The organism is Aliidiomarina soli (genome assembly GCF_003986975.1).
GTDB lineage: Bacteria > Pseudomonadota > Gammaproteobacteria > Enterobacterales > Alteromonadaceae > Aliidiomarina > Aliidiomarina soli.
On record NZ_PIPO01000001.1, the window covers coordinates 384,110 to 407,851 of the forward strand.

22 protein-coding genes are annotated in these 23,742 nt (G+C 52.2%); 19 read left to right on the top strand and 3 right to left on the bottom strand.

Annotation, left to right across the window (positions count from 1 at the left end):
• Positions 1 to 38 precede the first annotated feature (38 nt).
• From tyrR to CWE14_RS01905, 6 genes are all read left to right on the top strand, one after another.
• Entirely contained in the window at positions 39 to 1,589 is a 1,551-nt protein-coding gene (tyrR, locus tag CWE14_RS01880; protein WP_126788133.1) for a transcriptional regulator TyrR, read from the top strand.
• A gap of 289 nt (positions 1,590 to 1,878) precedes the next feature.
• On the top strand, positions 1,879 to 2,958 hold the full coding sequence (gene hppD / locus CWE14_RS01885; protein WP_126797812.1) for a 4-hydroxyphenylpyruvate dioxygenase: 1,080 nt from the start codon (positions 1,879 to 1,881) through the stop codon (positions 2,956 to 2,958).
• Entirely contained in the window at positions 2,951 to 4,084 is a 1,134-nt protein-coding gene (locus CWE14_RS01890; protein ID WP_126788131.1) for a homogentisate 1,2-dioxygenase, read from the top strand. Before hppD ends, CWE14_RS01890 begins: the two co-directional genes overlap by 8 nt.
• A gap of 3 nt (positions 4,085 to 4,087) precedes the next feature.
• On the top strand, positions 4,088 to 5,110 hold the full coding sequence (locus CWE14_RS01895) for a fumarylacetoacetate hydrolase family protein (RefSeq protein ID WP_126797813.1): 1,023 nt from the start codon (positions 4,088 to 4,090) through the stop codon (positions 5,108 to 5,110).
• A 427-nt stretch (positions 5,111 to 5,537) separates the two neighbouring features.
• Entirely contained in the window at positions 5,538 to 6,176 is a 639-nt protein-coding gene (gene maiA / locus CWE14_RS01900) for a maleylacetoacetate isomerase (RefSeq protein ID WP_126797814.1), read from the top strand.
• Positions 6,177 to 6,271: 95 nt separating this feature from the next.
• On the top strand, positions 6,272 to 8,776 hold the full coding sequence (locus tag CWE14_RS01905; protein WP_126797815.1) for a S9 family peptidase: 2,505 nt from the start codon (positions 6,272 to 6,274) through the stop codon (positions 8,774 to 8,776).
• Between the two features lie 66 nt (positions 8,777 to 8,842).
• Here the strand turns inward: CWE14_RS01905 and rrtA are convergent, their stop codons facing one another.
• Positions 8,843 to 9,442: a rhombosortase gene (gene rrtA / locus CWE14_RS01910; protein ID WP_157981765.1), complete on the bottom strand. Its 600-nt coding sequence runs from the start codon at positions 9,440 to 9,442 to the stop codon at positions 8,843 to 8,845.
• A 90-nt stretch (positions 9,443 to 9,532) separates the two neighbouring features.
• Here rrtA and ggt point away from each other — a divergent pair, with 90 nt between their 5' ends.
• Both ggt and CWE14_RS01920 read left to right on the top strand, forming a co-directional pair.
• Positions 9,533 to 11,284, top strand: coding sequence for a gamma-glutamyltransferase (ggt, locus tag CWE14_RS01915; protein WP_126798150.1), 1,752 nt, complete (start codon positions 9,533 to 9,535; stop codon positions 11,282 to 11,284).
• Between the two features lie 15 nt (positions 11,285 to 11,299).
• Complete coding sequence (locus CWE14_RS01920) at positions 11,300 to 11,737, top strand: hypothetical protein (protein WP_126797817.1); 438 nt, start codon at positions 11,300 to 11,302, stop codon at positions 11,735 to 11,737.
• A gap of 5 nt (positions 11,738 to 11,742) precedes the next feature.
• On the opposite strand, the gene CWE14_RS01925 is transcribed toward CWE14_RS01920, so the two are convergent.
• Entirely contained in the window at positions 11,743 to 12,111 is a 369-nt protein-coding gene (locus CWE14_RS01925) for a histidine triad nucleotide-binding protein (RefSeq protein WP_126788125.1), read from the bottom strand.
• Positions 12,112 to 12,209: 98 nt separating this feature from the next.
• Here CWE14_RS01925 and CWE14_RS01930 point away from each other — a divergent pair, with 98 nt between their 5' ends.
• From CWE14_RS01930 to CWE14_RS01965, 8 genes are all read left to right on the top strand, one after another.
• On the top strand, positions 12,210 to 12,500 hold the full coding sequence (locus tag CWE14_RS01930) for a PilZ domain-containing protein (RefSeq protein ID WP_126797818.1): 291 nt from the start codon (positions 12,210 to 12,212) through the stop codon (positions 12,498 to 12,500).
• Positions 12,501 to 12,655: 155 nt separating this feature from the next.
• Positions 12,656 to 13,285 (top strand): TetR/AcrR family transcriptional regulator, encoded by a 630-nt coding sequence (locus tag CWE14_RS01935; protein ID WP_126797819.1) that lies wholly within the window; start codon positions 12,656 to 12,658, stop codon positions 13,283 to 13,285.
• Positions 13,286 to 13,311: 26 nt separating this feature from the next.
• Positions 13,312 to 14,454, top strand: coding sequence for an efflux RND transporter periplasmic adaptor subunit (locus CWE14_RS01940; RefSeq protein ID WP_198676514.1), 1,143 nt, complete (start codon positions 13,312 to 13,314; stop codon positions 14,452 to 14,454).
• Complete coding sequence (locus tag CWE14_RS01945; RefSeq protein WP_126797820.1) at positions 14,455 to 17,592, top strand: efflux RND transporter permease subunit; 3,138 nt, start codon at positions 14,455 to 14,457, stop codon at positions 17,590 to 17,592.
• A complete protein-coding gene (locus CWE14_RS01950; RefSeq protein WP_126797821.1) occupies positions 17,585 to 19,030 on the top strand; it encodes an efflux transporter outer membrane subunit in 1,446 nt (481 codons plus the stop codon). Before CWE14_RS01945 ends, CWE14_RS01950 begins: the two co-directional genes overlap by 8 nt.
• Before the next feature lie 314 nt (positions 19,031 to 19,344).
• Complete coding sequence (locus CWE14_RS01955; protein WP_126797822.1) at positions 19,345 to 19,851, top strand: Lcl C-terminal domain-containing protein; 507 nt, start codon at positions 19,345 to 19,347, stop codon at positions 19,849 to 19,851.
• 44 nt (positions 19,852 to 19,895) lie between these two features.
• A complete protein-coding gene (locus tag CWE14_RS01960; protein WP_126797823.1) occupies positions 19,896 to 20,417 on the top strand; it encodes a DUF2569 domain-containing protein in 522 nt (173 codons plus the stop codon).
• Between the two features lie 50 nt (positions 20,418 to 20,467).
• Positions 20,468 to 21,049 (top strand): LOG family protein, encoded by a 582-nt coding sequence (locus CWE14_RS01965; RefSeq protein ID WP_126797824.1) that lies wholly within the window; start codon positions 20,468 to 20,470, stop codon positions 21,047 to 21,049.
• Between the two features lie 21 nt (positions 21,050 to 21,070).
• Here CWE14_RS01965 and CWE14_RS01970 read toward each other — a convergent pair whose 3' ends face one another.
• Positions 21,071 to 21,700 carry a hypothetical protein gene (locus CWE14_RS01970; protein ID WP_126797825.1) on the bottom strand — a complete coding sequence of 210 codons (630 nt, stop codon included), beginning with the start codon at positions 21,698 to 21,700 and terminating at the stop codon, positions 21,071 to 21,073.
• 10 nt (positions 21,701 to 21,710) lie between these two features.
• Between CWE14_RS01970 and CWE14_RS14825 the strand changes: the two genes are divergently transcribed.
• The 3 genes from CWE14_RS14825 (at position 21,711) to CWE14_RS01980 (ending at position 23,731) form a co-directional block, all read left to right on the top strand.
• Entirely contained in the window at positions 21,711 to 21,836 is a 126-nt protein-coding gene (locus tag CWE14_RS14825) for a hypothetical protein (RefSeq protein WP_275065546.1), read from the top strand.
• A gap of 77 nt (positions 21,837 to 21,913) precedes the next feature.
• Positions 21,914 to 22,813, top strand: coding sequence for a tetratricopeptide repeat protein (locus CWE14_RS01975; protein WP_157981766.1), 900 nt, complete (start codon positions 21,914 to 21,916; stop codon positions 22,811 to 22,813).
• Between the two features lie 165 nt (positions 22,814 to 22,978).
• Positions 22,979 to 23,731, top strand: coding sequence for a cytochrome b/b6 domain-containing protein (locus CWE14_RS01980; RefSeq protein ID WP_126797827.1), 753 nt, complete (start codon positions 22,979 to 22,981; stop codon positions 23,729 to 23,731).
• Positions 23,732 to 23,742: the final 11 nt, after the last annotated feature.

The window sequence follows — 23,742 nt, forward strand, 5'->3', positions numbered from 1 at the left end:
ATAATTTTTTTTACACTTTTTAGCCGCGCTGAGAACCTATGCGTTTAGAGATTACCTGCCAGGACCGTCTTGGCTTATGCCAGGAAGTCCTTGCCATTTTGCGAGAAAATGAAATCGATTTGCGGGGCATTGAAGTCGACCCCATCGGTAAGATTTTCCTTAATTTTCCAGCGATGGAGTTTGCTGATTTCCAGGCACTGATGCCTAAGATCCGCCGTATTCCCAACGTCGAAGACGTAAAAACCACGTCATACATGCCATCAGAGCGAGAGCACTACGAGTTTAATCTGTTGCTAAGCACCTTGCCCAACCCGGTTATTTCGGTCGACGCAAAAGGACACATTGACGTTATCAATGCAGCGGGTGCAGCCTTGCTGACCACCGATAAGAACGCATTAAAAGGCGAATTGGTGGATGACTGGCTTGGCGGCTTTTCGATTCAACGCTGGCTCGAGCGTAAACCGACCGAGGCCGATAACGCACAGGTTAAATGTGGTCGCTCCAGCTACTATGCCAATCTATTCCCGATCTGGCTTACCGACGATGAAGGTGAACCCATTTTTGCTGGTGCCGTGATTCATTGTCAGTCCGAACCGATTGCAGTGCCGTCACTGAGTAGCCCGACCGCTGCCGCCTTCGCCGGGATCCTGACCCAGCACACGGGGATGCGCAAAGTGCTCAAAGATGCAGAGCGCATGGCCAGTCTGGATGTTCCGCTGTTGATTGAAGGCGAAACCGGGGTCGGTAAAGAACTTCTCGCGCGGGCCTGCCATAAAGCCAGTCGGCGTGGCGATAAGCCCTTTTTGGCGGTGAACTGTGGTGCTTTGCCTGACAACGTGGCAGAAAGCGAATTATTTGGGTACGGCGCGAGTATTTTTGATAACCATCCAGATGGTAAGAAAGGGATTTTCGAGCAGGCGGCAGGTGGTGTCGTGTTGCTTGATTCGGTCGCTGACATGTCGCGCGAGTTGCAGGCAAAGCTGTTGCGTTTTATTCAGGATGGCACCTTTCGCCGGATTGGCGAAGAGGCTGAAGTGACAGTTGATGTGCGGGTTATTTGCTCAGCGCGTGGCGCTTTAATTGACCGCGTTGAGTCCGGTGATTTTCGTGAAGACCTGTATTATCGTCTGAATGTGCTGAACCTGATGCTGCCGCCATTGCGCGAACGCCGTGGTGATATTCTGTTACTTGCAGGGCACTTCCTGCAACAGGCCTGTCAGCGCCTGGGGAGACCTTTAGTCGGTCTTAGCAGCGGGGCGCGTAACCTGCTTAATCAGTACAGCTGGCCGGGCAATATTCGTCAGTTAGAGAATACTCTGTTTCGCGCTGTATCCATGCTTGAAGGGGAGCAGCTTGAGGCCAGTGATATTCAGTTGCCGGAAGCACCGCCCCTGGCTTCAGGGATTGATATCGATCTTGAGCAGACCTCACTGGAAGAGGCGGTTAAAACGTTCGAAGCAAGCCTCTTGCGACGCCTTTATCCGAATTACCCCAGTACCCGCCAGCTGGCACGAAAACTGGGCTTAAGCCATACCGCCATCGCCAATAAACTGCGCGAGTACGGAATTGGCAAACAACGAAAAAGCTGACCTGTAAAGATTTCAGAACAGCCATGAAGGGGTAGTGTAAACTAATGCGTACACTACCCCTGATTACAGGCTACTCTCCTCGTATGTAAACATATCTATCCAGTTAGCCTTTTTTTTGCGCGTCTGGTAGTACCTCCTCAGTACTGGCACTTCCTACCTACAGAAGATACAACTAGGCTGACTATTCGAATTAAAAACGGCTTGGCTAAGGCCAGTCCGCACAACTGATATGTGACAACAAACGTGACAACAATCGTGACAACAATCGTGACAACAAAGAGGTTTCCCCATGAGCGACAAGACTATTAATCCATTAGGCACTGACGGATTTGAGTTCGTTGAATACACCGCAGCTGATCCTAAGGGTATTAACGATTTAAAAGAGCTGTTCACCTTGTTCGGCTTTACCGAGGTCGCTAAGCACCGTCGTAAAGATGTCTGGCTGTACAAGCAAAATGACGTCAACTTTATCGTCAATGCACAACCGTCATCACAGGCCGAAGAATTCGCCCGTGAACACGGACCAAGTGTCTGTGGTATGGCATTCCGCGTTGCTGACGCCAATGTTGCGATGAAGCATGCACTGGCCAATGGCGCGAAAGAGTTCCGCCCCGATGTCGGCGCAATGGAGCTGAATATTCCGGCGGTCTATGGCATCGGCGAAAGTGCGCTGTATTTTGTTGACCGTTATAAAGACGGCAAAAGCATCTACGACGTCGACTTCCAGTTCTATGACAACTGGGAAGCAGAGATGGACAAAAACAGTGCCGGTATGGACTACGTCGATCACCTGACCCACAACGTATTCCGTGGCAACATGGACGTATGGGCTGGTTTCTACGAGCGTATCGGTAACTTCCGTGAAGTACGTTATTTCGATATCGAAGGTAAGCTGACTGGCTTGCTGAGCCGCGCTATGACCTCGCCATGCGGGAAAATCCGCATCCCAATCAACGAATCACATGACGACAAATCACAAATTGAAGAATACCTGCGCGAATACAAAGGCGAGGGCATCCAGCATATCGCTCTGAGCACAGACGATATCTATAACACGGTACGCAGCCTGCGTGACAAGGGCATGGAATTCATGAGCACGCCAGATACTTACTACGACAAAGTGAACGAGCGTGTTGAAGGCCATACAGAAAGCCTCGACGACCTGCGTGATCTGCGTATCCTGATTGATGGCGCGCCAATGAAAGACGGTATCCTGTTACAGATCTTTACTAAGACGGTGATTGGCCCGGTATTCTTTGAAATCATCCAGCGTAAAGGCAACGAAGGCTTTGGCGAAGGTAACTTCAAAGCGCTGTTTGAATCGATTGAAGAAGATCAAATTCGTCGTGGAGTGTTAAGCGATGCGTAAGTGGATTTCATTTCCTCAGAAACAGGGGACTGCATCGCGCCAGGCGCATGCAGACTTCCCTGAGGAAGCGATATATGAGCGGGAAGCGGGCCGTAGTGGCTTCTTCGGTCCCGCCACCCACTTTCATCACCAACATGCACCAACTGGCTGGAGCGACTGGCAAGGCCCGTTGCGTCCGCGCCTGTTTGACTTTAACCAGCTCAAAGACATCAACCCGGCGTCACCCTGGGCGGTGCCAACCTTGCTGCACAATGCGCATTGTAAGTTCCGCCTGTGGGACATCAGCGAGCCGATGAAAAAGCTCGCGCGTAATGCCGACGGTGATGACCTGTTGTTTATTCATGACGGTAGCGCTGAGCTGTTTTGTGACTATGGCCACATGAGTCTGCGCGATGGGGATTACGTGGTCATTCCACGGTCTACCAACTGGCGTTTGGTGCCGAATGAGCAAATGCGGATTCTGATGATTGAGGCCACCAACAGTGCCTATCAGCTGCCCGATAAAGGCTTAGTCGGTAACCATGCGATCTTTGATCCGGCGGTGCTTGATGTGCCGGAAATCAATGAGGCCTTTAAAGCACAGTACAGCGAAGACGAATGGCAGGTGGAAGTGAAACGCCATGGTGAAGTGTCCGTCGTGACCTTCCCCTACAACCCACTGGATGCCGTTGGCTGGCATGGTGATTTAGCCCCGGTGCGTGTTAACTGGCGTGATATCCGACCGCTGATGAGCCATCGTTATCATTTACCGCCGTCGGCGCATACCACCTTTGTCGCCGACCGTTTTGTGGTTTGTACCTTTGTACCGCGGCCTATCGAAAGCGACCCCGGCGCGCTCAAAGTACCTTTCTATCACAACAATGACGACTATGATGAAGTCTTGTTCTATCACGCTGGGGATTTCTTCAGCCGCGATAATATTGATCGCGGTATGGTAACCTTTCACCCAGCGGGCTTTACCCATGGTCCACACCCGAAAGCCTTTCAGGCAGGGCGTGAGCACAAGAAAAAATTCACTGACGAAGTCGCTGTAATGCTGGACACCCGTGATTCATTGTCAGCCGGCCAGGCCGCTGATGGGGTGGAGAATCCAGACTATGTCTACAGCTGGCAGGAGAAAAAATAGTTTATGAAGTTAGCAACCTATAGAAATGGCAGTCGCGATGGTCAACTGGTCGTTGTCAGTAAAGATCTAAAACGGGCGGTGATGGTGCCGGAAATCGCACCGACGATGCAGTACGCGCTGGATCATTGGGATGACGTTGAACAGAAGCTACGTGAAAGCTACATGGCGCTGAACAACGGCAAATTCAGTGACGACATCGCCTTTCATCAGGACGAGTGTGAGTCACCGTTACCGCGTGCGTACCAATGGGCTGACGGCAGCGCGTATGTAAATCACGTGGAACTGGTACGTCGGGCACGTAATGCCGAAATGCCAGAAAGCTTCTGGGAAGACCCGTTAATGTACCAGGGCGGTTCTGACTCGTTTTTAGGCCCGCGTGATAATATCGAGATGCCATCGGACGAGTGGGGCATCGATTTTGAAGGCGAAATCGCAATTGTTACCGGTGACGTGCCAATGGCCGTTAAATCCGACAACGCCGAGAAGTACATTCGCTTGGTAATGCTGGTGAATGACGTCTCGCTGCGTGGCCTGATCCCGGGCGAACTGGCCAAAGGCTTTGGCTTCTTCCAGTCTAAGCCCTCGTCAGCGTTTTCACCGGTCGCGGTAACCCCGGATGAGTTAGCGGATGCATGGAAAGAGAGCAAACTGCACTTGCCACTGCGCTCAACCTACAACGGTGAGCTGTTTGGTGAACCGAACGCCGGCGTTGATATGACCTTTAACTTCTCGCGCCTGGTAGAACACGCCGCGAAAAGTCGCCCATTAGCGGCAGGTTCAATCATCGGTTCAGGCACTGTGTCCAACAAACAGGGCACCGATCACGGCAGCGCTATTTCAGAAGGCGGTGTCGGCTACAGCTGCATTGCCGAAGTGCGCATGATTGAAACCATCCGCGATGGCAAACCAGCTACTGGCTTCATGAAATACGGCGACACCATTCACATGGAAATGCTCGACGCCAGCGGCCAAAGCATCTTCGGCTCCATCGAACAAAAAGTCGTCCGCTACGACGGGCCTGAATAACCGGGCATTGGGGGAGCATGCAGGGATTGGCTTCTGTGGCGGCTGGCATATTCCCTGGCGGGGACGCCGTGAATACATCCCTGTAGGCTTGACGACAGCATCCATGCTGCCGACACCCCGCCAGGGAAACATGCCATCCGCCACGCGCCAATCCTGCATGCTGCAAGCATCGCGATCAGCCTTGAGAGCGCTTGCGTGGATTGTTGACAAGTTCGGGCAAGATAAACAGGACAGTGACAGGCTGGCGTGTGGGAGACGGCAGGACTCGTTGTTGGGGCGTTGAGCGCATGGATGCGCGAGCCGAGCCTACAGGGATGTATTTACGGCGTCCCCAGCAACGAGTCTGCCGGCGCCCACGGAAGCCAGCCTTTTCCTCAATGTCCAACTGCGACGCCCGTTCGCGCCGAGTGCGCAACTAGGAGGTTTTATGGAACTTTATGGGTATTGGCGGTCTTCGGCTAGTTATCGGGTGCGGATTGCGTTGCATCTGAAGCAGTTGGCGTTTGACTACAAGCCGGTGCATCTGGTCAAAGATGGCGGCGAGCAGAAAAGTGCGGAGTATGCGAAGCTGAATCCGGCTAAGCTGGTGCCGACGCTGGTTGATGGTGAACTGGAGCTGAATCAGTCGCTGGCGATTATTGAGTATCTGGACAGCAAAGCTGGGCCGTTGCTGGTGCCGGAGGATCCGAAAGAGGCGGCGATTGTGCGCATGCTGGCGTTGGATATGGCGTGTGATTTGCAGCCGATTACCAATTTACGGGTGCTGCAGTATGTCAGTGGCACGCTGGATGCGGGTGATGAGGGCCGTCAGGCCTGGATCGAGCATTGGGTGTCGTCGGCGTTTGCGGCATTTGAAAAGCGCCTGGAGAAACATGCGGGTGCATGTTGCGTGGGTGACGAAGTGAGCCTGGCTGATGTGTGCCTGGTGCCGCAGGTGTACAATGCATTGCGCTTTAAGATTGATTTGTCGCCGTATCCACGGCTGTTGCAGGTTTATGAAAACTTGCAGCAGATTGACGCATTTCAAAAAGCGCAGCCTGATCAACAGCCCGACGCTGTGCTTTAACCAGCCTAACCTGCGACTCAACGCAGCAGCGCTCGCCATTGGCGGGCGCTTTTGTTTTAATAGGCTCACGATTAACTGGAAGGATCAAGCAATCCATGCAAGTAACTCATTTAAAAACAAAATTAGCCATTGCGGTCGCGGCGACCCTGATGACTGTTTCCTGTGCCAGCACGGAGCAAGGTTCAGCTCAGCCGACGGAACGAGCGACCACTGAATATCAGGCGCAGGCACAGCAAACGGGCCCACGCAGCGAAACAAGCACGCTGACGCTGGAGCGTATTATGGCTGATCAGGACTGGGTGGCACGTTCACCTGAGTCTGCTTACTGGTCCTATGATGGCTCGCAAATTTTGTTTGAGCGTAAACGTCAGGGTTCGCCGATGCGCGACCTCTATGTTCGTGACCTGACTGCAGATGGCAACGGTGAGCGGGTGGCGCTGGCGCAACTACACGGCTATGCGCACCCTGATGCGGTGGTTAATGACGACCAGAGTATGCATGCGTATGTATTTGAAAATAATATATTTGTGCGCGACCTGCGTAGCGGTGAGCTAAGTCAGCTGACGGGTGACGCACACAGTAAAACGGCGCTGCAATTTTTGCATGATGGTCGCTTAAGCTATCGCGTTGAGAATCGGTTGGTCGCGATTGAGCCAGCCAGTGGACGCCGCCAAACTTTGTTGACGCTGGCGTTTAGTGACGAACCTGAGGCCACTCAGGAGCCTGCGGATTTGATTGCCGAAGAAGAAATGGAGCTGATGGAGTACAACCAGATCCAGCGACGTCAGCGGACGGAGCGTTTTGAGCATCAACAACAGCTGGCTGCACAGAATTCAACGCTGGCACCACAGCCATTTTACATGGGTGAGGGCATGGAGCTGGTTGATCTGAGCCTGTCGCCGGCTGGTGATAAGGCGATTGTGGTGATTACTGAACCGCAAAGCTGGCGTGCGGATGGCGATCTGATGCCACGATACGTCACTGAAACTGGACGCATTCAGAACCAGGATGTGCGTCGTCGGGTGGCTGATGCTGAGCCGGTTGAACATCAAATGTATGTGCTCGATCTGAATTCAGGTGCGAAGCAGGCGTTAGGTTTTGATAGCCTGCCGGGCTTTGATGAGGACGTATTGGCGTCGGTGCGTGAAGAGAATTATGCGGCACGCGGTGAGAATTACCGCAGCGAGCGCAAGCCGCGGGCGATTAACCTGATGGCGGCCTGGTCTGCACCACAGGGTAATATAAACTGGAACCATGATGGCAGTCAGGTGGCGGTGATGCTGCGTGCCTGGGACAACAAAGACCGCTGGATTGCGACCGTAGACTTCGACAATGCGCGTCTGGTAAGCCAGCACCGGTTGCATGATGAGGCCTGGATCAACCGCGACTACAATGATTTTGACTGGGTACCGGGGCAAAACGCGTTGTGGTATGGCTCGGAAGAAGACGGCTATGGCCACCTCTATGTGCGTAACCTGAACAGTGGTCGCAGCCGTCAGTTAACTCAGGGCCAGTATGTGGTTAACAATGTGGTGTCAGGCCAGGATGGTGACTACCTCTACTACACGGCGAACCAGCCACACCCTGGGGTGTATGAAGTCTATCGGGTTGCTATCAGCAGCGGTGACATCGAACAGTTAACGGATCTTGGCGGTATTAATACCTTCGCTCTGAGCCCGGACGAAAGCCAGTTGTTGATAACGCATTCTACTGCGGTGCAGCCCCATGAGCTGTATCTGCAGGAGCTGGGTTCGTCGAACGCTGAGCGTCTGACTCACACGGTTAGCGATGAATTTAACTCGATTCCGTGGAAGAAGGGTGACATCGTTGCTGTGCCATCCAGTCACGTGGACGAACCGATTTACTCGCGGGTGTATTTGCCAGATGATTTCGATCCAAACCAGGCTGAAGGGTACCCGGCAGTGGTCTTTATTCACGGTGCGGGTTACCTGCAGAACGCGCATTCGGGTTGGTCAAACTACAGTCGCGAATTCATGTTCCATAACATGCTGACCCAGCAAGGTTACGTGGTACTGGATTTAGATTTCCGTGGCTCGAAAGGCTATGGTCGCGACTGGCGGACTGCTGTTTACCGTCAGATGGGTACCCCGGAAGTTGAAGATCTGGTCGATGTAGTGAGCTGGATGGGTGATCAGGTCAACGTGGATACCTCGCGTGTGGGAACCTACGGTGGTTCGTACGGTGGCTTCCTGACGTTCATGTCGCTGTTTAAAGAACCTGACCTGTTTCAGGCTGGTGCTGCACTGCGTCCGGTCACGGACTGGGCTCATTATAATACAGGCTACACCTCTAATATTCTCAACTTACCGCAGGACGACATGATTGCGTACCGTCGTAGTTCGCCGATTTACTTTGCCGAGCAGTACCAGAATACGCCGTTACTAATCAGCGCTCCGATGGTTGACGACAACGTCTTCTTCCAGGACTCGGTACGTCTGGTGCAGCGCTTGATTGAGTTGGAAAAAGAGAACTTTGAAACGGCTATTTTCCCGGTCGAGCCGCATGGCTTTGTGCAGCCAAGTAGTTGGCTGAACCAATATCGGCGAATTCATAAGCTGTTTGAAAGCAACCTGAAGTAAGGGATACCTGCTACAAAATCCCTGCTAAAAAACGCGCCATTTGGCGCGTTTTTTTGTCGCTATATTTTATCGCTTTCGATTGCCAGCAAGCAAGGCCAGGAGGGACAAGCCGCCGCCGAGGGCACCACCGAGATGGGCTAAATAGGCGGTCGGGCTGCCAAGCCAGGCAATGACAAGCTGGCTGTCGCTGAAGTAGCCGAGGCAGAGTTCCGCTAGTAACTTGGCAGTCAGTAATGCGAGCATGGCAAAGCCAAGCCAGTGCTGCTGAGCAACGCGAACGCAGGCAAACAAGAGCAATCCGTGCAGCACACCGGAGAAGCCGGCAAAATGAAGGTCCTGGTTAGCCAGCCAGGGCACTAAGGATGCACAAGTCGCGCTTACCAGAACTACGCCAAGAAGCACAAAACCGCGTAGCCAGGGAGCGAAGATTAGACAGACTGCGGTGAAGGCCAGCAGGTTAGCCACCAGATGAGTCGCATTGAGATGGACAAAGTGGGCGCTCCACCAGCGCCAGGGGTCGCTGCTCAGTCGCTCAGGTGCGTAGTCGAGGACATCCAGTGCAGCAGGCCATTGCTGCACGTACAGCATGCCGACAACCAACACCAGCGGCACTACCCAGGCAGCATGGCTTTGCATAAGGTTTGCACCGGGCCTGGCTGAAAGCATATGTTTTCCTTGGTTGACTTTGGTATGCTCAATTGAGGCTGATTGTAGCCTGCTTTGATGACAATTCTCAAAAGGAAGATTATGCGCCCGATGACAACCCTGGTGCTGGCGATTAGCAGCACACTGGTGATCGCCTGTAGCCCGGCTACGACTCAGTATGAAGCCTACGAACCTGAAGCGGCCACTGGCACTCAAGAGCATCAGCTGGTCAAAAGTTCGAACTATATGGTGGCAGCAGCGAACCCGTATGCCGTCGAGGCAGGCCGTGAAATTCTGGCGCAAGGCGGTAGTGCCATTGATGCGGCGGTCGCCGTGCAAAGCATGCTGACGCTGGTTGAACCGCAATCTTCGGGGATTGGCGGCGGTGCATTTATTCTGTACTGGGATGCCGAAGAAAAACGCCTGTATAGCTTGGATGCCCGGGAAACAGCGCCGATGGCCGCGGACGCTGAATTGTTTCTCGATGACAGTGGCGAGGCGGTCAGTTGGATAGATGCGGTCGTCGGCGGTCGCTCGGTGGGCGTTCCTGGCCTGGTGCAAGGGCTGGAAGATGCCCATCAACGCTGGGGGCAGCTTGAGTGGCAAGAGCTATTCAGAGCCAGTATTGAACAAGCAGAGCAGGGCTTTGTGGTTTCACCGCGGCTGGCCCGGCTGGTCGAACTGGAAATTAATCCCGGTGTGCGTCGTCTGCCAACTGCCCGCGACTATTTCTTTCCTGGTGGAGAGCCGTTGCAAGCCGGCGATACTAAATACAACCCTCAATTAGCGGCCAGTTTACGCATCATTGCGGAGCAGGGTGCACAAGGATTCTATCAGGGGGAATTAGCCGAATCCATTGTCGCAGCGGTCAACAATGCAGCGATTGAGCCGGGGCAGTTAAGCGTGGAGGACATGGCCAGTTACTCCACTCAATGGCGTGAACCTGTGTGTAGTGAGTATCGTCAACGCGATGTATGCAGCATGGGACCACCGAGTTCGGGGGGCGTTACCTTATTGCAAACCCTGAGCATGCTTGAGCAGTTTGATTTTAGTCAGTATCAGGTCAGCGATGCGGAGCCCTGGCATCTGTTTACTCAGGCGTCACGGCTTGCCTTTGCCGATCGCGACTATTATCTGGCCGATCCGGATTTTAGCAATGTCCCCGTTGCTGCAATGCTTGATCCTGAGTATCTGCGACAACGCGCCTCGCTGATAGGCGAGCAGGACATGGGCCATGCTGAGCCCGGATCGCCGGCGTCCTTTAGCCAGGCGTACAGCGCTGGAATTAGCTATGAACAACCTAGTACCAGCCATATCAGTATCATCGATGCCGAAGGCAACGCCGTATCGATGACCAGCAGTATCGAAATGGGCTTTGGTTCGGCGGTGATGGTCGGCGGCTTTCTGCTCAATAACCAGCTGACGGACTTCGCGCGGCAGCCTGAAAATGGACAAGGCCTGGTGGCGAACCGGGTTGAACCGGGTAAACGGCCGCGTAGCTCAATGACTCCGGTGATGACCTTCAATCCGCAGGGTGACGTGGAACACGTGTTGGGCTCGCCGGGCGGACCGAGAATTATCAATTACGTGGGTAAAACACTGATCGGCCTGATCGACTTTGAACTGGACATGCAAAGCGCAATTGAGCTGCCGAATGTGACTAATTTAAACGGTGGCACTGCAATAGAGCTGGAAGTCGTGCCTGGCTCGTGGCAGGATGAATTTGAAAGCCGTGGCCATACGCTGGATATACGTGATTTAAACAGTGGTGTGCATGGAATAACCCGTGGTCAAGGGTACCTGCTCGGAGGTGCTGATCCGCGTCGTGAAGGCGTCGCGCTTGGGGACAAAACCGAGCAATAAAATAGAGAGAGCATTATGAAGCTACGCAACACATGGGCGGCAGCGCTGACAGTCATGGGGGCATTATTACTGACTGGCTGCTGGGAACAGAAAATTCAGGAACCAGAGGCGCACGAACGAGCCATTGATTACTTTGAATTACTTTACAATGAACGCGATATCGAAGCGGCGGCAAAGCTGGCCACTGAAGAGCATCGGCAACTGATCATGCGTTACGGCTCGGTAGCCTCGGTGGGCCGTTATCTCTACAACATGGATTTTGACCACGTAGAAGTCAACGCCGACCGCCAGGGTGTTACCTTGTTCAATGAACAAGCTAATACCGCGCGCGTTCAGGTCAGTTTAGGTGGTGTTTCCGGTTCGCGCCGGGTGGAGACCATCCGCGATGTGTTGATGGTGCGCGAAGGTGGAAAATGGTACCTGGCGCGGATCCTTGACGGTCCAATGAACTAAATTAATCAGGCCTGCTTTTTACGGTCCTGATAGGGCGGCCAGCCAAACGCTTTACCAGCCAACAGATGAACATGGATATGGTAAACGGTTTGGCCGCCATTCTCATTGCAATTCATAACTGTGCGGTAACCCTCCTCGGCAAAACCTTGTTGCCGTGCAATTTCCCCGGCAACCCAAAACAAATGGCCAACGGTTTCCCGATCATCCTGTTGAATATCATTGCTGGTGGCGATGCGGCGCTTCGGAATAATCAATAAATGAGTCGGCGCCTGTGGGTTAATGTCCTCAAAGGCAAGTGCTATATCGTCCTCATAGACAATGGTAGCGGGGATTTCGCGATTGATGATTTTATCGAAAATAGTTTCGTTGCTCATAATATGCCCTTGCTTGTACCAATAACTGATCTTACTCTAGATATTTACTAGCCTATACTCAAGCACTTGCAGATGTTTTCCTGACAAATGAGGTTTCTATGCGATATCAAGATCAACGTAACTTCCATCGAATGGCGATAAATGCTGAAGCAATGGTGATTTATGCGGACAACGATGAGATGCATAAAGTAAAAGCGATTTGCCGTGACCTAAGCGCAACGGGCCTGTCGCTGGAAGTAGAGAAGCCGATCGCAGTGGGTGAATCAATAGAAGTACTGATTGAAGGCGTCAATGTTAAACCTCTGGATGCTAAAGCTGAGATACTCAGAGTCGACGAAAGCGACAATGGGCGAGTATTGCTTGGCTGTAAAATTACCTCGCTAACCTGATTGGTTCGTTCTATTTTTCTTGCAGTATCCATCAATTTCTTCACTAGTTGGTCCAGTTTTCTGAAACTCGCGTAGTTACTGGATTGACAGTCAGTTTTTGCTGACTAAAATAGCGCGGACTGGCTGGTCCGCCTTGAAATTTATGGTTACTGTTGATGACTACCGAGAAAGCGAAACTTAAACGTCCACAGAAAAGTGCAGAAGAGCGCCGCCACGATATTGTGGCAGCCGCCTCTGAACTTTTTGCTGAACATGGTTTTCAGTCGACCGATACGCAAACGGTTGCTGACAAAGCCGGTGTCGGCAAAGGCACCCTGTACCGTAATTTCAAATCTAAAGAAGAGTTGTTCAAAGCCACGCTTGATATGCACCTTGACGAGTTGCGAGCGACCGTTGTGCGTGCCCGTGAGAGCGAACAGGATCCGCTGGAGAAGCTAAGAGCCACCTGGCTCGCCTATATTGGTTTCTTCGAGCAGAACAACAATATTATTGAGCTCTTTATCGAAGAGCGTCTCTACTTCCGTGATCAGGAACGTAGCCTCTACTTTACCCGTCTGGAACGCTCACGCGATGAGTGGCGAGCGTTGTTTGAAGATATCCTGCGGGTCTATCCGAACGATGAAGTAACGGCGTCGGAGCTGATGGACATTAGTGGCCAGTTAGTGCATGGCGCTGTCTTATTGAGCCAGCACACAGCGATTACTCAAAGCACCCAGCAACGGGTGGATTTGATGATGAGAATTTTTATGCACGGTTTTATTAAACCGGGCCAAGACAATATCTAGTTTAATAGTTGATGGAGTATACACCGATGGCAACAAAAATATGGCCAGTCCCTTTGGCTCTGGCAGTCAGTTTGGCCGCACTGGGCCTGACTGCATGTGGCGGCGATCAGCCACAACAGCAACAGCAAGGTGGGATGCCGCCTGCGCCAGTGACAGTAGCCGAGGTGGATAGCGAAAACGTAACCTATTTTGGTGAATATGCCGCCCGGGTACGCGGCGCGCGCGAAGTGGAAATTGCTGCTCAAGTCTCAGGTATTTTGCAGGAACGCCGCTTCGACGAAGGCACTGAAGTTGAAGAGGGCGAAACGCTGTTTCAAATCGACCCTGAACCTTACGAGATTCAATTAGCTACCGCACGTGCTGCGTTAAGCGATGCGGAATCAGCGAACCGTCAGGCGCAAAGCGAATGGGATCGTGTGTCGGGACTGTTCGAGCGCGATGCGGTAAGCCGTCGTGATTTCGAGCAGGCTCAGAGCAACCGTGATACGGCGCAAGCTAGTGTTGCCCGTGCCCGGGCTGCGCTGCAGGATGCCGAACGTAATCTGCGTTACACCCGCGTTGAGTCACCCGTTAATGGCATGGCAGGCAGCGAGCGTGTCACCGTTGGTAACCTCATTCAAAGTGGCATGACGTTAACCCACGTGACCCAGGTAGATCCGATTCGGGTGCACTTTTCAATGCCCGAAAGCGATGCGTTTCGTCACCGCAGTGCTCATAACAATGAAAGCGCCGATGATGTGGTGAATAAAGCCTGGGCTATCCTGCCCGATGGCAGCGAATATGCTGAAGTTGGCGAGATCAACTTTATCGATCCGCGAATTGATGAGCAGTCGGGAAGCGTGGCGATTCGAGCAGAATTCAGCAACGCCGAGCGGCAACTAATCCCGGGCCAGTTTATTCGTGTTCGGGTTGTGGTTGGTCAGTACGACGACGTGTTTATGATTGAGCCAACTGCTGTTAGCCAAAGCCGGGACGGTGCTCAGGTGTTTGTCCTTGACGGCGATGCCAAGGTCCGTGCGCAGCCGGTTGAGCTTGGTCCAGTTATTGATGGCCGTCAGCTGATTATCAACGGTTTATCGAGCGGTGACCAACTGGTGATTAATGGCCATGTCGCCTTGCGTGATGGTGCAGATGTTCAGGTTACCAACCAAGGTAACGGGGAGAGCTAGATGCTACGTTTTTTTATTGACCGTCCGCTGTTTTCGACGGTCATCTCAGTGATTATTATGCTGGTTGGTATTGTCGCCTTGCGCGCCTTGCCAATCGAGCAGTATCCGGATGTGGTGCCACCGCAGGTGGTGGTTTCTGCAACCTACCCGGGGGCAAGCTCGCAAGTCATAGCCGACTCGCTGGCAGCTCCGTTGGAGCAGGAAATCAACGGCGTTGATGACATGATTTACATGGAATCGACTAGTTCTGATGCCGGTATGCTGCAAATTTCGATCTCCTTCGCCATGGGCACGGACCCGGATCAGGCACAAATTAACGTCAATAACCGGGTTCAGGCGGCGTTATCGCGCTTGCCCCAGGTTGTTCGTCAGTTAGGGGTGCAGGTAGAAGCCCGTTCGACCAACATTCTGATGGTGCCAGTGCTGTATTCACCTGATGCCAGCATGGAAACGCTGGAAATCAGTAACTATGCGCTGATCAATGTGCTCGACGAGTTGTCTCGTTTACCTGGCGTAGGTGATGCGTCCTTGTTCGGACCGCAGGACTATTCAATGCGGATCTGGACTGACCCGGCCAAACTAGCCGAAAATAAACTGATCCCGCAGGATCTGGCGGCTGCTGTTGGTGCACAAAACGCGCAGTATGCAGCAGGCCGTTTCGGTGGTAACCCGGCTCCGGAAGGACAGGCGTTTACCTACAGTGCAACCACGGATACTCAGCTTAATCAGCCCGAGCAATTTGAAAATATCATTTTGCGTACCGACGGCGATGGTGGTTATCTGCGCTTGCGCGATGTGGCGGACGTAGAACTGGGGTCGCAAAACTATGACTTCTCAGCCATCTACAATGGTCAGCGTGCGGTGCCAATGGGGATCTTCCTGCAACCGGGTGCGAACGCGTTAGAAACAGCGTCGGTGGTGCATGAAGCACTGGACGATATGCGCAGTCGTTTTCCGGAAGGCCTGGATTACTATGTGCCATATGACACCACAGAATTTATCGAAATTTCAGTTAAAGAGGTAGTTACCACCTTACTGATTGCGGTATTGCTGGTGGTTCTGGTGACCTTCCTGTTCCTGCAACGTTTCCGCGCTACGCTGATTCCGGTGGCAGCGATTCCGGTCTCTCTTATCGGTACTTTTGCTGGTATGCAGATGCTTGGCTTCTCGATCAACATGCTGACCTTGTTTGGTCTGGTCCTGGCGATTGGTATCGTGGTTGATAATGCCATTATCGTAATGGAAAACGTCGAGCGGCTGATCTCTGAAAAAGGAATGAAAGCGCGCGATGCCTCTGTTGAAACCATGCAACAGGTAACAGGTGCGGTTGTTTCTTCAACTCTGGTACTGGTGGCAGTATTTGCCCCGGTTGCCTTCCTCGGCGGCTTAAGTGGTGAACTGTACCGTCAGTTCGCAGTCACCATTGCGGTCTCGGTGGTGGTCTCTGGTGTGGTTGCGGTCACCCTGACACCCGCCATGTGTGCACTGTTCCTGGATGGACAGAAAAAAGAAGTGGCCAAGCCATTTCAGTGGTTTAACGCCGCTTTTGAGAAGCTGACCAATGGTTTCGTAGGGACGGTAGCCTGGTTGGTTCGTCGCTGGGTGATTGGTATTGCGCTCTTTGCTGGCTGTACGGTGCTGGCTATCTTCCTGTTGACCCGTTTGCCATCGAGCCTGGTGCCGGCAGAAGATCAGGGCGTGGCTATGTTGTACGCCCAACTGCCTGCAAATTCACATCTGGCTCGTACCGAAGAAGTGCGCGATCGGATTGCTGAGATGCTGCTGGACATGGACGAAGTGGATAACTTCACCTCGTTTGCCGGATTCGACATCATTGCCAGTTCACTGCGTAGTAATACCATGGCCGGCTTTATTGATTTGGCTGACTGGGCGGATCGTACCGCACCGGAGCAACATGCGCAGGCTTTAGCTGGCCGTATTATGGGCATGGGTTTTGGTATTCAGGAAGCCAATGTGATGGTGTTTGTACCGCCACCGATTCAGGGCTTGTCGCTGACAGGTGGGGTTGAAGGTTACCTGCAAGTTCGTGAAGATTTGTCGGTCACCGAAATTGAGCAAATCGCTCAGGGCATTGCACAGGCAGCGAACGAAAGTCCGCAATTGACCGGAGCGCGAACCACGCTGGATACCAGCATGCCGCGTTACCAGATCGAAGTGGATCGCGACAAAGCCTACGCCATGGGTGTCAACCTGGAAGCCGTGTTCAGCACCTTGCAGTCGACCTTAGGTAGCCTCTATGTGAATGATTTCACTTACTTAGGGCGCTTATGGCAGGTTAACGTGCAGGCGATGGGTGAGTATCGTACTCAGCCGGAAGACTTACGTCATGTCTTCGTCCGTTCGCAGGATGGGGTCATGGTGCCGATGAGCTCGCTGGTTACTGTCGAGCGTCAGCGTGGTGCTGATATTATTAACCGCTTCAACATCTATGCGGCAGCGAAAATCATGGCTGATCCGGCGCCGGGTTATACCACTGGCGAGGCCAAAGAAGCACTAGAGCGTATCGTTAACGAACGCAGCCGCGATGTTAACATGCAGCTGGGCTGGATCGGCGAAGCCTATCAGCTGGATGAAGCGGCCGGTGCTGGTGGTGCTGCGTTTGGGCTTGGTTTGTTGATGGTGTTCCTGATCCTGGTTGCCCAGTACGAGCGGATTACGCTGCCACTGGCAGTGGGCACCGCGGTACCGTTCGGCGTTCTGGGGGCGGCACTGGCGTCCTTGTTACGTGGCTTCCCGAATGACGTGTATTTCCAGGTTGGTTTGCTGGTACTGATTGGTCTGGCAGCGAAGAACGCAATTCTGATTGTTGAATTCGCAGCGCAAAACCGCAAAGAAGGCATGTCTTCATCAGAAGCGGCTATTACTGCTGCTCGTCAGCGTTTCCGTGCGATTCTGATGACCGCTATGACCTTTATAATTGGTACCTTGCCATTGGTCTTCGCGACTGGCGCAGGTGCTGCCAGCCGTCAGGAAATCGGTACCGTGGTAGTAGGCGGTATGCTAGCTGCCTCAACTCTGGCCCTGTTGTTCGTGCCGCTTGGTTACAAGCTGTTCGAAGACATCTCAACCTGGCGCAGTGAGCGCAAAGAGCGCAAAGGAGAGACACAAAATGGGTAAGACAATATTGGCCTTCAGTTTGAGCGTAGCCCTGGCGGGCTGCGCCATGGGCCCGGATTATCAGCCAGTTGAGCTGGACTTAACTGAAGACTGGCCCGCTCAGGTGGAGCAGGCCGATGCTCAGCTTGGCGACTGGCAACAATGGTGGAAGCGTTTTGATGATGAGGCGCTGAACAGCCTGGTTGATCGAGCGCTGGATGACAGTCTGGAGCTGCAGTTGCAACTCCAGCGTATTGAACAGGCGCGAGCTCAGTTAGGGTTAAGTAACGCCGCATTCTGGCCGACCTTAGGTGGCCAGGCCGAAGCAACCCGAACCCAGCAGGCCGGCGTTTTATTACCTGCTGAATTTGGCGGTGGCAGACCACGCAATCAGTTTACCGTCGCTGGCAGTCTAAGCTATGAGCTGGATATATGGGGCCGCTTACGGCGTGAACGTGAAGCCTCGGTTGCGCTGCTTGAAGAGTCCTTGTACGGGACTCAGGCGATTCGTCTCAACCTGGTGACAGATGTGGTTTCAACCTACTTCACCATGCGTGCTTTAGAGCAGCAGGTTGCGGTAGCACAAAACACCATTGGCAGTTACGAAGAAAGCCTGGAACTGATGGAAATGCGCTACGAAGGCGGCGCGGTTGACCCGCTTAGCGTGCGTCAGGCGCGAGCCATGACCGAAGGTGCGCGGGCCATGTTGCCTGACTTGCTGGAGCAGTTGGAGTCCACCCAAACTGCGTTAGCCATGCTGGTTGGTTACAGCCCGCGTGAAATGCTCTCAGTGCTGGATTTCGGTGATGTCCGGTTAACAGACATCAAGGTACCGGATGTACTGCCTGAGGTATTACCATCCGAGCTTTTGCAGCGCCGTCCGGACGTGCGTGCCGCTGAGGCCTATATGGTTGCAGCCAATGCACAGATCGGCGTGGCGCAGGCGGCCCGTTTTCCAAGTCTGAACCTGAGCGGTATGTTTGGTAGTACGGCACTGGAGGCCGGTGACTTGTTTGCTGATGGCACCGAAACCTGGAGTCTCGGCGCCAATCTGGCCGGACCGATTTTCGACTTCGGCCGCAACCGTGCGCGGGTAGAAAGTGCTGAAGCAGCCTCAGCTCAGGCCGAAACGCAGTACCGCCAGGCGGTTTTGAGTGCCTTGCGTGATGCACGGGATGCCATCAGTATGCACGGCTATGCACAACAACGCGTCGACGCTGTGCGCAGTCAGACTGAAGCTATCAGTGAAACCGCCGAGCTGGCTCAGGTGCAATATGACGCCGGTGCTATCGGTTACTATGAGCTACTGGATGCGCAGCGCGAAAAGCTGAACGCCGAGCTTAATCTGACTCAGGCCTTAAGCCAGCGTTTCATTGCCTCGGCGAACCTGTTCAAAGCCATGGGCGGCGGCTGGGACGGGCAGGGCCCTTACCTGATAAGTTCGGAGAACGCGGAGTAAACTGAACTTCACTGCCTGGTATGATTGATCAAACCCTCAATTGTTGGCTCCCAACATTGAGGGTTTCTTATTTCTCAATTCAGCTATAACCACATCACAAAGCCCCTAGCACCAATAAAACCCGGTCGACGGATAGTTCCTGCAGTACGACTGTTTTTCAGTTGCGCAGGGTAAGTATCCTTTGTAGTATCAATAACTAATAAAAACGCGCCAGGGATATAAGGCACTTGAAACACGCATCCTCGTTTTGTCTTTCAAGAGACTAGCCCTCCGCACATAGACTCACACTTACATCAGCCAAGCAAAGGACATTTATGAAAATTAAGTTTTTAGCCATAGGCATAGTATCCATGTTTATATCGGCATGTGCCTCAATGGACAGCGCGAGACAACCTGACTGCCAGGCGTCATTAACGGATAACGGAGATGGAACTATTACCGATACCGCAACTAATTTAATGTGGATTACGAATGACTACTTTCGTGAGAATGCCGGTGGTATGAACCGATGGGTTGACTGGGAAAATGCTATATCGATGGCTGAGGCTAGTGAGGCGAGCGGCTATACAAATTGGCGCGTTCCGACGGAAGAAGAGTTAATGAGTATCGTCAATAGCAATTGCAAAGCTAGAGGTACAACGATACTCGAGGGATTTACCATTCCAATGTCGCCGCTGTTTGGTGATCCTACCTATCCATTTTTCTGGACATCGACAGAAAATGGCGAAAAAGCAACGATAGTGAACTATAAAACTGGAACTACTCAAGAAGCTCCGAAAACAGCTGGCAATACAGTGAGATTCGTTCGGAATCTGAACTGATAAGACACCCACTTTAAATTAGTCATAATCAAAGGAAGAACAGAATGACAGAACCAAATAATAGTGATTTAAAAGGATTAGGTGGGTGGCTTATTTTGGTTGGGATCGGGGTTGTGATAAACCCTATCAGATTGGTTATTGTAAGCGTTCTAAGCTATAAACCACTCTTTGAAAGTGGGGCATGGGAACAAATAACGACTGTTGGGTCGGGTTTTTACAACCCTTATCTTAGCTATGTAATAATCGGAGAGTTGGTAGTTAATTCAATAATAATACTAGCCTCCATCTATTTAGTTTATTTGTTTTTTTCCAGGCACTACCTATTTCCAAAGGTATACATATCCGTTGTCGTGTTTTCGTTAGTTTTTATCGTTACTGATGCCTGGCTTGTAAGCATCATAATCCCCGATATTCCACTATTTGATCCCGAAACAGTAGGGGAGTTTATAAGGGTGCTTATTACAGCATCTATTTGGATTCCTTACATGTTGGTATCAAAGAGAGTTCGGGTAACCTTTGTAGAGAAACAGGCTGATAAAAACACCTTGCCTCATAAGAATACATAGTGCACTAGAATGGTAAGCGTCAGTTTAGAGTTTCGTTAGCGAGAATACGCATGAAAAGTATATGCATATATTGTGGGTCTAATCCGGGGCGGGGTGCCGTGTATGCTGGCGCCGCACGGGAACTTGCCCGGGAATTGGTGAACAGGGACCTGAAGCTTGTCTATGGTGGAGCCAGCGTTGGTATTATGGGGCTGATTGCGGACACTGTACTTGAGCTGGGAGGACAGGCTGTTGGCGTGATTCCCGAGGCATTGGTTCGTAAGGAGGTCGCACACGCGAACCTGACCGAATTGTTTGTCACCCAGTCGATGCATGAGCGTAAAACTCTGATGTCGGAATTGTCCGACGGTTTTATTGCCATGCCTGGCGGGATAGGGACTTTGGAGGAGATCTTCGAGGTGTGGACCTGGGCTCAGCTTGGTTTTCATGGGAAACCATGCGGTCTGCTCAATGTGGATGGGTATTTTGACTCGCTGATTGCTTTTCTGGACAACGCAGTAGCGGAACAGTTTGTTCAGCAACCCCATCGCGATATGTTAATTGTGGATGCGGTTGCCGATACGCTACTAGACAGATTCGCCAGTTACGAAGCGCCAACTATCGTAAAGTGGATAGAAAAAGGCGAGCGCTGACAGGCTTGTGCATAACGACAGCTAGTTCGGGCTGAATACCAGGGTACTCGGATTGTCTGTCGAGATATAGATTGCTTTGAGTACGTCCTCGTCATACTCGTTGCTGTCCAGTCTGGTAAAACGGTAGTGCGAACCGAATGCTGAGAACCGGGCCAGGCGTTCTTCATCAATTCGCGTGGTCGAGGTAAAAGTTATTGCGCATATCCGTTCGCTGCAGGCGTGATTGCTTTGGTACACATCACTACCGAAGGTATCAATTAGTTGTTGGTTCATTTTTGCTTCACGTTCTGCCGCGGCCTCAGTGGCTTCAATTCTGTTTATTCGGGTCACAAAACCGTCGAAATTATCCTGACCTAAAGCGCTGGTTAATGCTGTTTGCGAGACCCGACCCGTGCTATCAATAAAAATGTCCTCCAGTGAGTCCGTAGATGCGAAAATGTCATCGTCGCTGAAATTAATCGGCTCAGCCTGAGCGTCTTCGTCATCCGTAGGTGGCGATGGCTCAGCTGCCTGCACATCATCCTGTTCAGACTGATCGGGGGTCGCGACTTGAACCAACTGCGGCTCTGCCCGTTGAGGATTGTCCTTGCGACTTTCTGTTTGCGGCTTTTCAGTCTCAACAACGGCGTCGTTCCCAGTAGAACTAGACATCAGGTAGGTCATGCTGATTAACGCCGCCGTGACGGTGCTAAGCGCTATTATTGTTAGTTTGCTGACTGTCATGGCTGGGATCCTTTTCTTATCCATTGAGGTTGCTGGTCATGCTTTTGCTCAGCCTGGTAACTAGTTAGTTCCTGATAGTGACAAAACTCTTGATTCTTGTAAACATGATGTTATGCCATGGCGACGACTAAGGACATATCAATGGTTTGGCTCCCACGGATTTTACTACTTACGCTACTTATGGGCGCGACTACCGGATTCGCTGACACCGGCAACCCGGCTGAACCGCAGCTAAGCCAGCAACAGCTTCGCGAGGCATACAGGATCCGTTATGCACTAGAACCCGACGATGCGCTGCCTATGCTTGAAGATTTACAGCGTGGTTATTCAGCATCGGACCTACTTTGGGAGATTAGGGCTGAGCTTCACGTGCTAAACGCTGACAACGTTAATCTGTTCCGAAAACTAGGCCAGGCTCGACGGGCCATTGAAGCTTACGAGCACGTGGTTACGATCGACCCCTATGCGTTTCGTGCTCAGGGACTGTTGTTTACCTTCTATTCATTGCCAGGCATTGGTGACGAGGAGAAAGCAGAATCTAAAGAGAACGAGTTGCTGAGCTTAGGTGGTGGGTTACACGCCTTCGCGCAAGCAATGCAGGCAATGGTCAATAGGGATAACGCTGAGGCGATCTCACAGTTACGCTTAGCGGTAGAAGCAGCGCCAGACAATCCGGATTACCATATAGCCTTGATCCGGCAACTTATCGAGCTGGATGCCTGGCAGGAAGCGGAAGCGCAACTGGCGGCCTCGATGGCTTTACACGAGGGTTATCAGCCACTGACTTTTCAATATGCGCGTTACCATGTGTTGAAGGAATCTATCCCGCCAGATCTGCACGACATCATCGCTCAACTTTTAGAGACTAACGGCTCCGCTCCGGCCCGTCTGTTACCAGAATCGGTCTACCTGCTTCGGGCGCGGATCCGCCAGCTTGAAGGCGACCTGCAAGGTGCCGCCGAGGATTATCGTCACGTGCGTGAACATGCACCGAAGTTGATTGATGAGATGGAGTTCGCAGATGATGAAAGTGAACTCTAAGATGCTCGTACCCTGAGTTGATGAAAGCAGCAACCTGGTAGATTCAAACGCACCAGCTTTATCGCTTCGAAAAGCCTTAAAAATAAGGCATCTGGTTGATGCAGGTCATTGATATTTGAAGGGGGCAGCGCATACTCAAAGCGCTAGCTTTTGAGGAAGGCCGCCATGACTGATTTAAAATCCTATTCCGTATGGGATCCTGTGACCCGCTGGTTTCACTGGATCAACGTGCTGTGTGTGCTTTTACTTATAGCGGTCGGGCTGGTGATTTATAATGCCGGCGCGCTTGGGGTATCAAATGACGGCAAGATACTGCTAAAAGTCGTTCATGTATGGGTCGGTTATATCTTTCTACTGAATTTGATTGTGCGCTTTATCTGGGCTTTCTTTGGTAACCGATATGCAAGGTGGCAGGCGTTTCTTCCCGGAGGGAAAGGGTTTTTCTCAGCATCGCGTCGCTATGTGATTGCTTTCATTTCCGGGCGTCCCGAGAATTACCTGGGCCACAACCCGCTCGGGCGGCTAAGTGTATTTACTCTGTTTGTTCTTCTTACTCTTCAGGCGATTACCGGACTCGTTCTTGCCGGGACTGATTTGTTTTACCCTCCATTCGGGCACTGGATTGCACAATGGGTCGCGGTGCAGGGGATCCAGCCCGATGTGCTCTTGCCTTATGCACCGCAGATGTATGATTCACAAGCCTACGAAAGTATGCGTAACTTCCGTAGTCCCTTTATTTTTATCCACAAATACAACTTCTTTGTGCTGACGTTGGTTATTATCTTACATATCGCGGCAGTAGTCATAACGGAAGTAAAAGAAGGAGGAAGCCTGACTTCAGCCATGTTTACCGGGAAGAAAGTATTCAGTCGTCGGCCTGTAGATGAAGAACATGACCGTGACCAGCGTTGGGATTAAGTAAGCTAAGC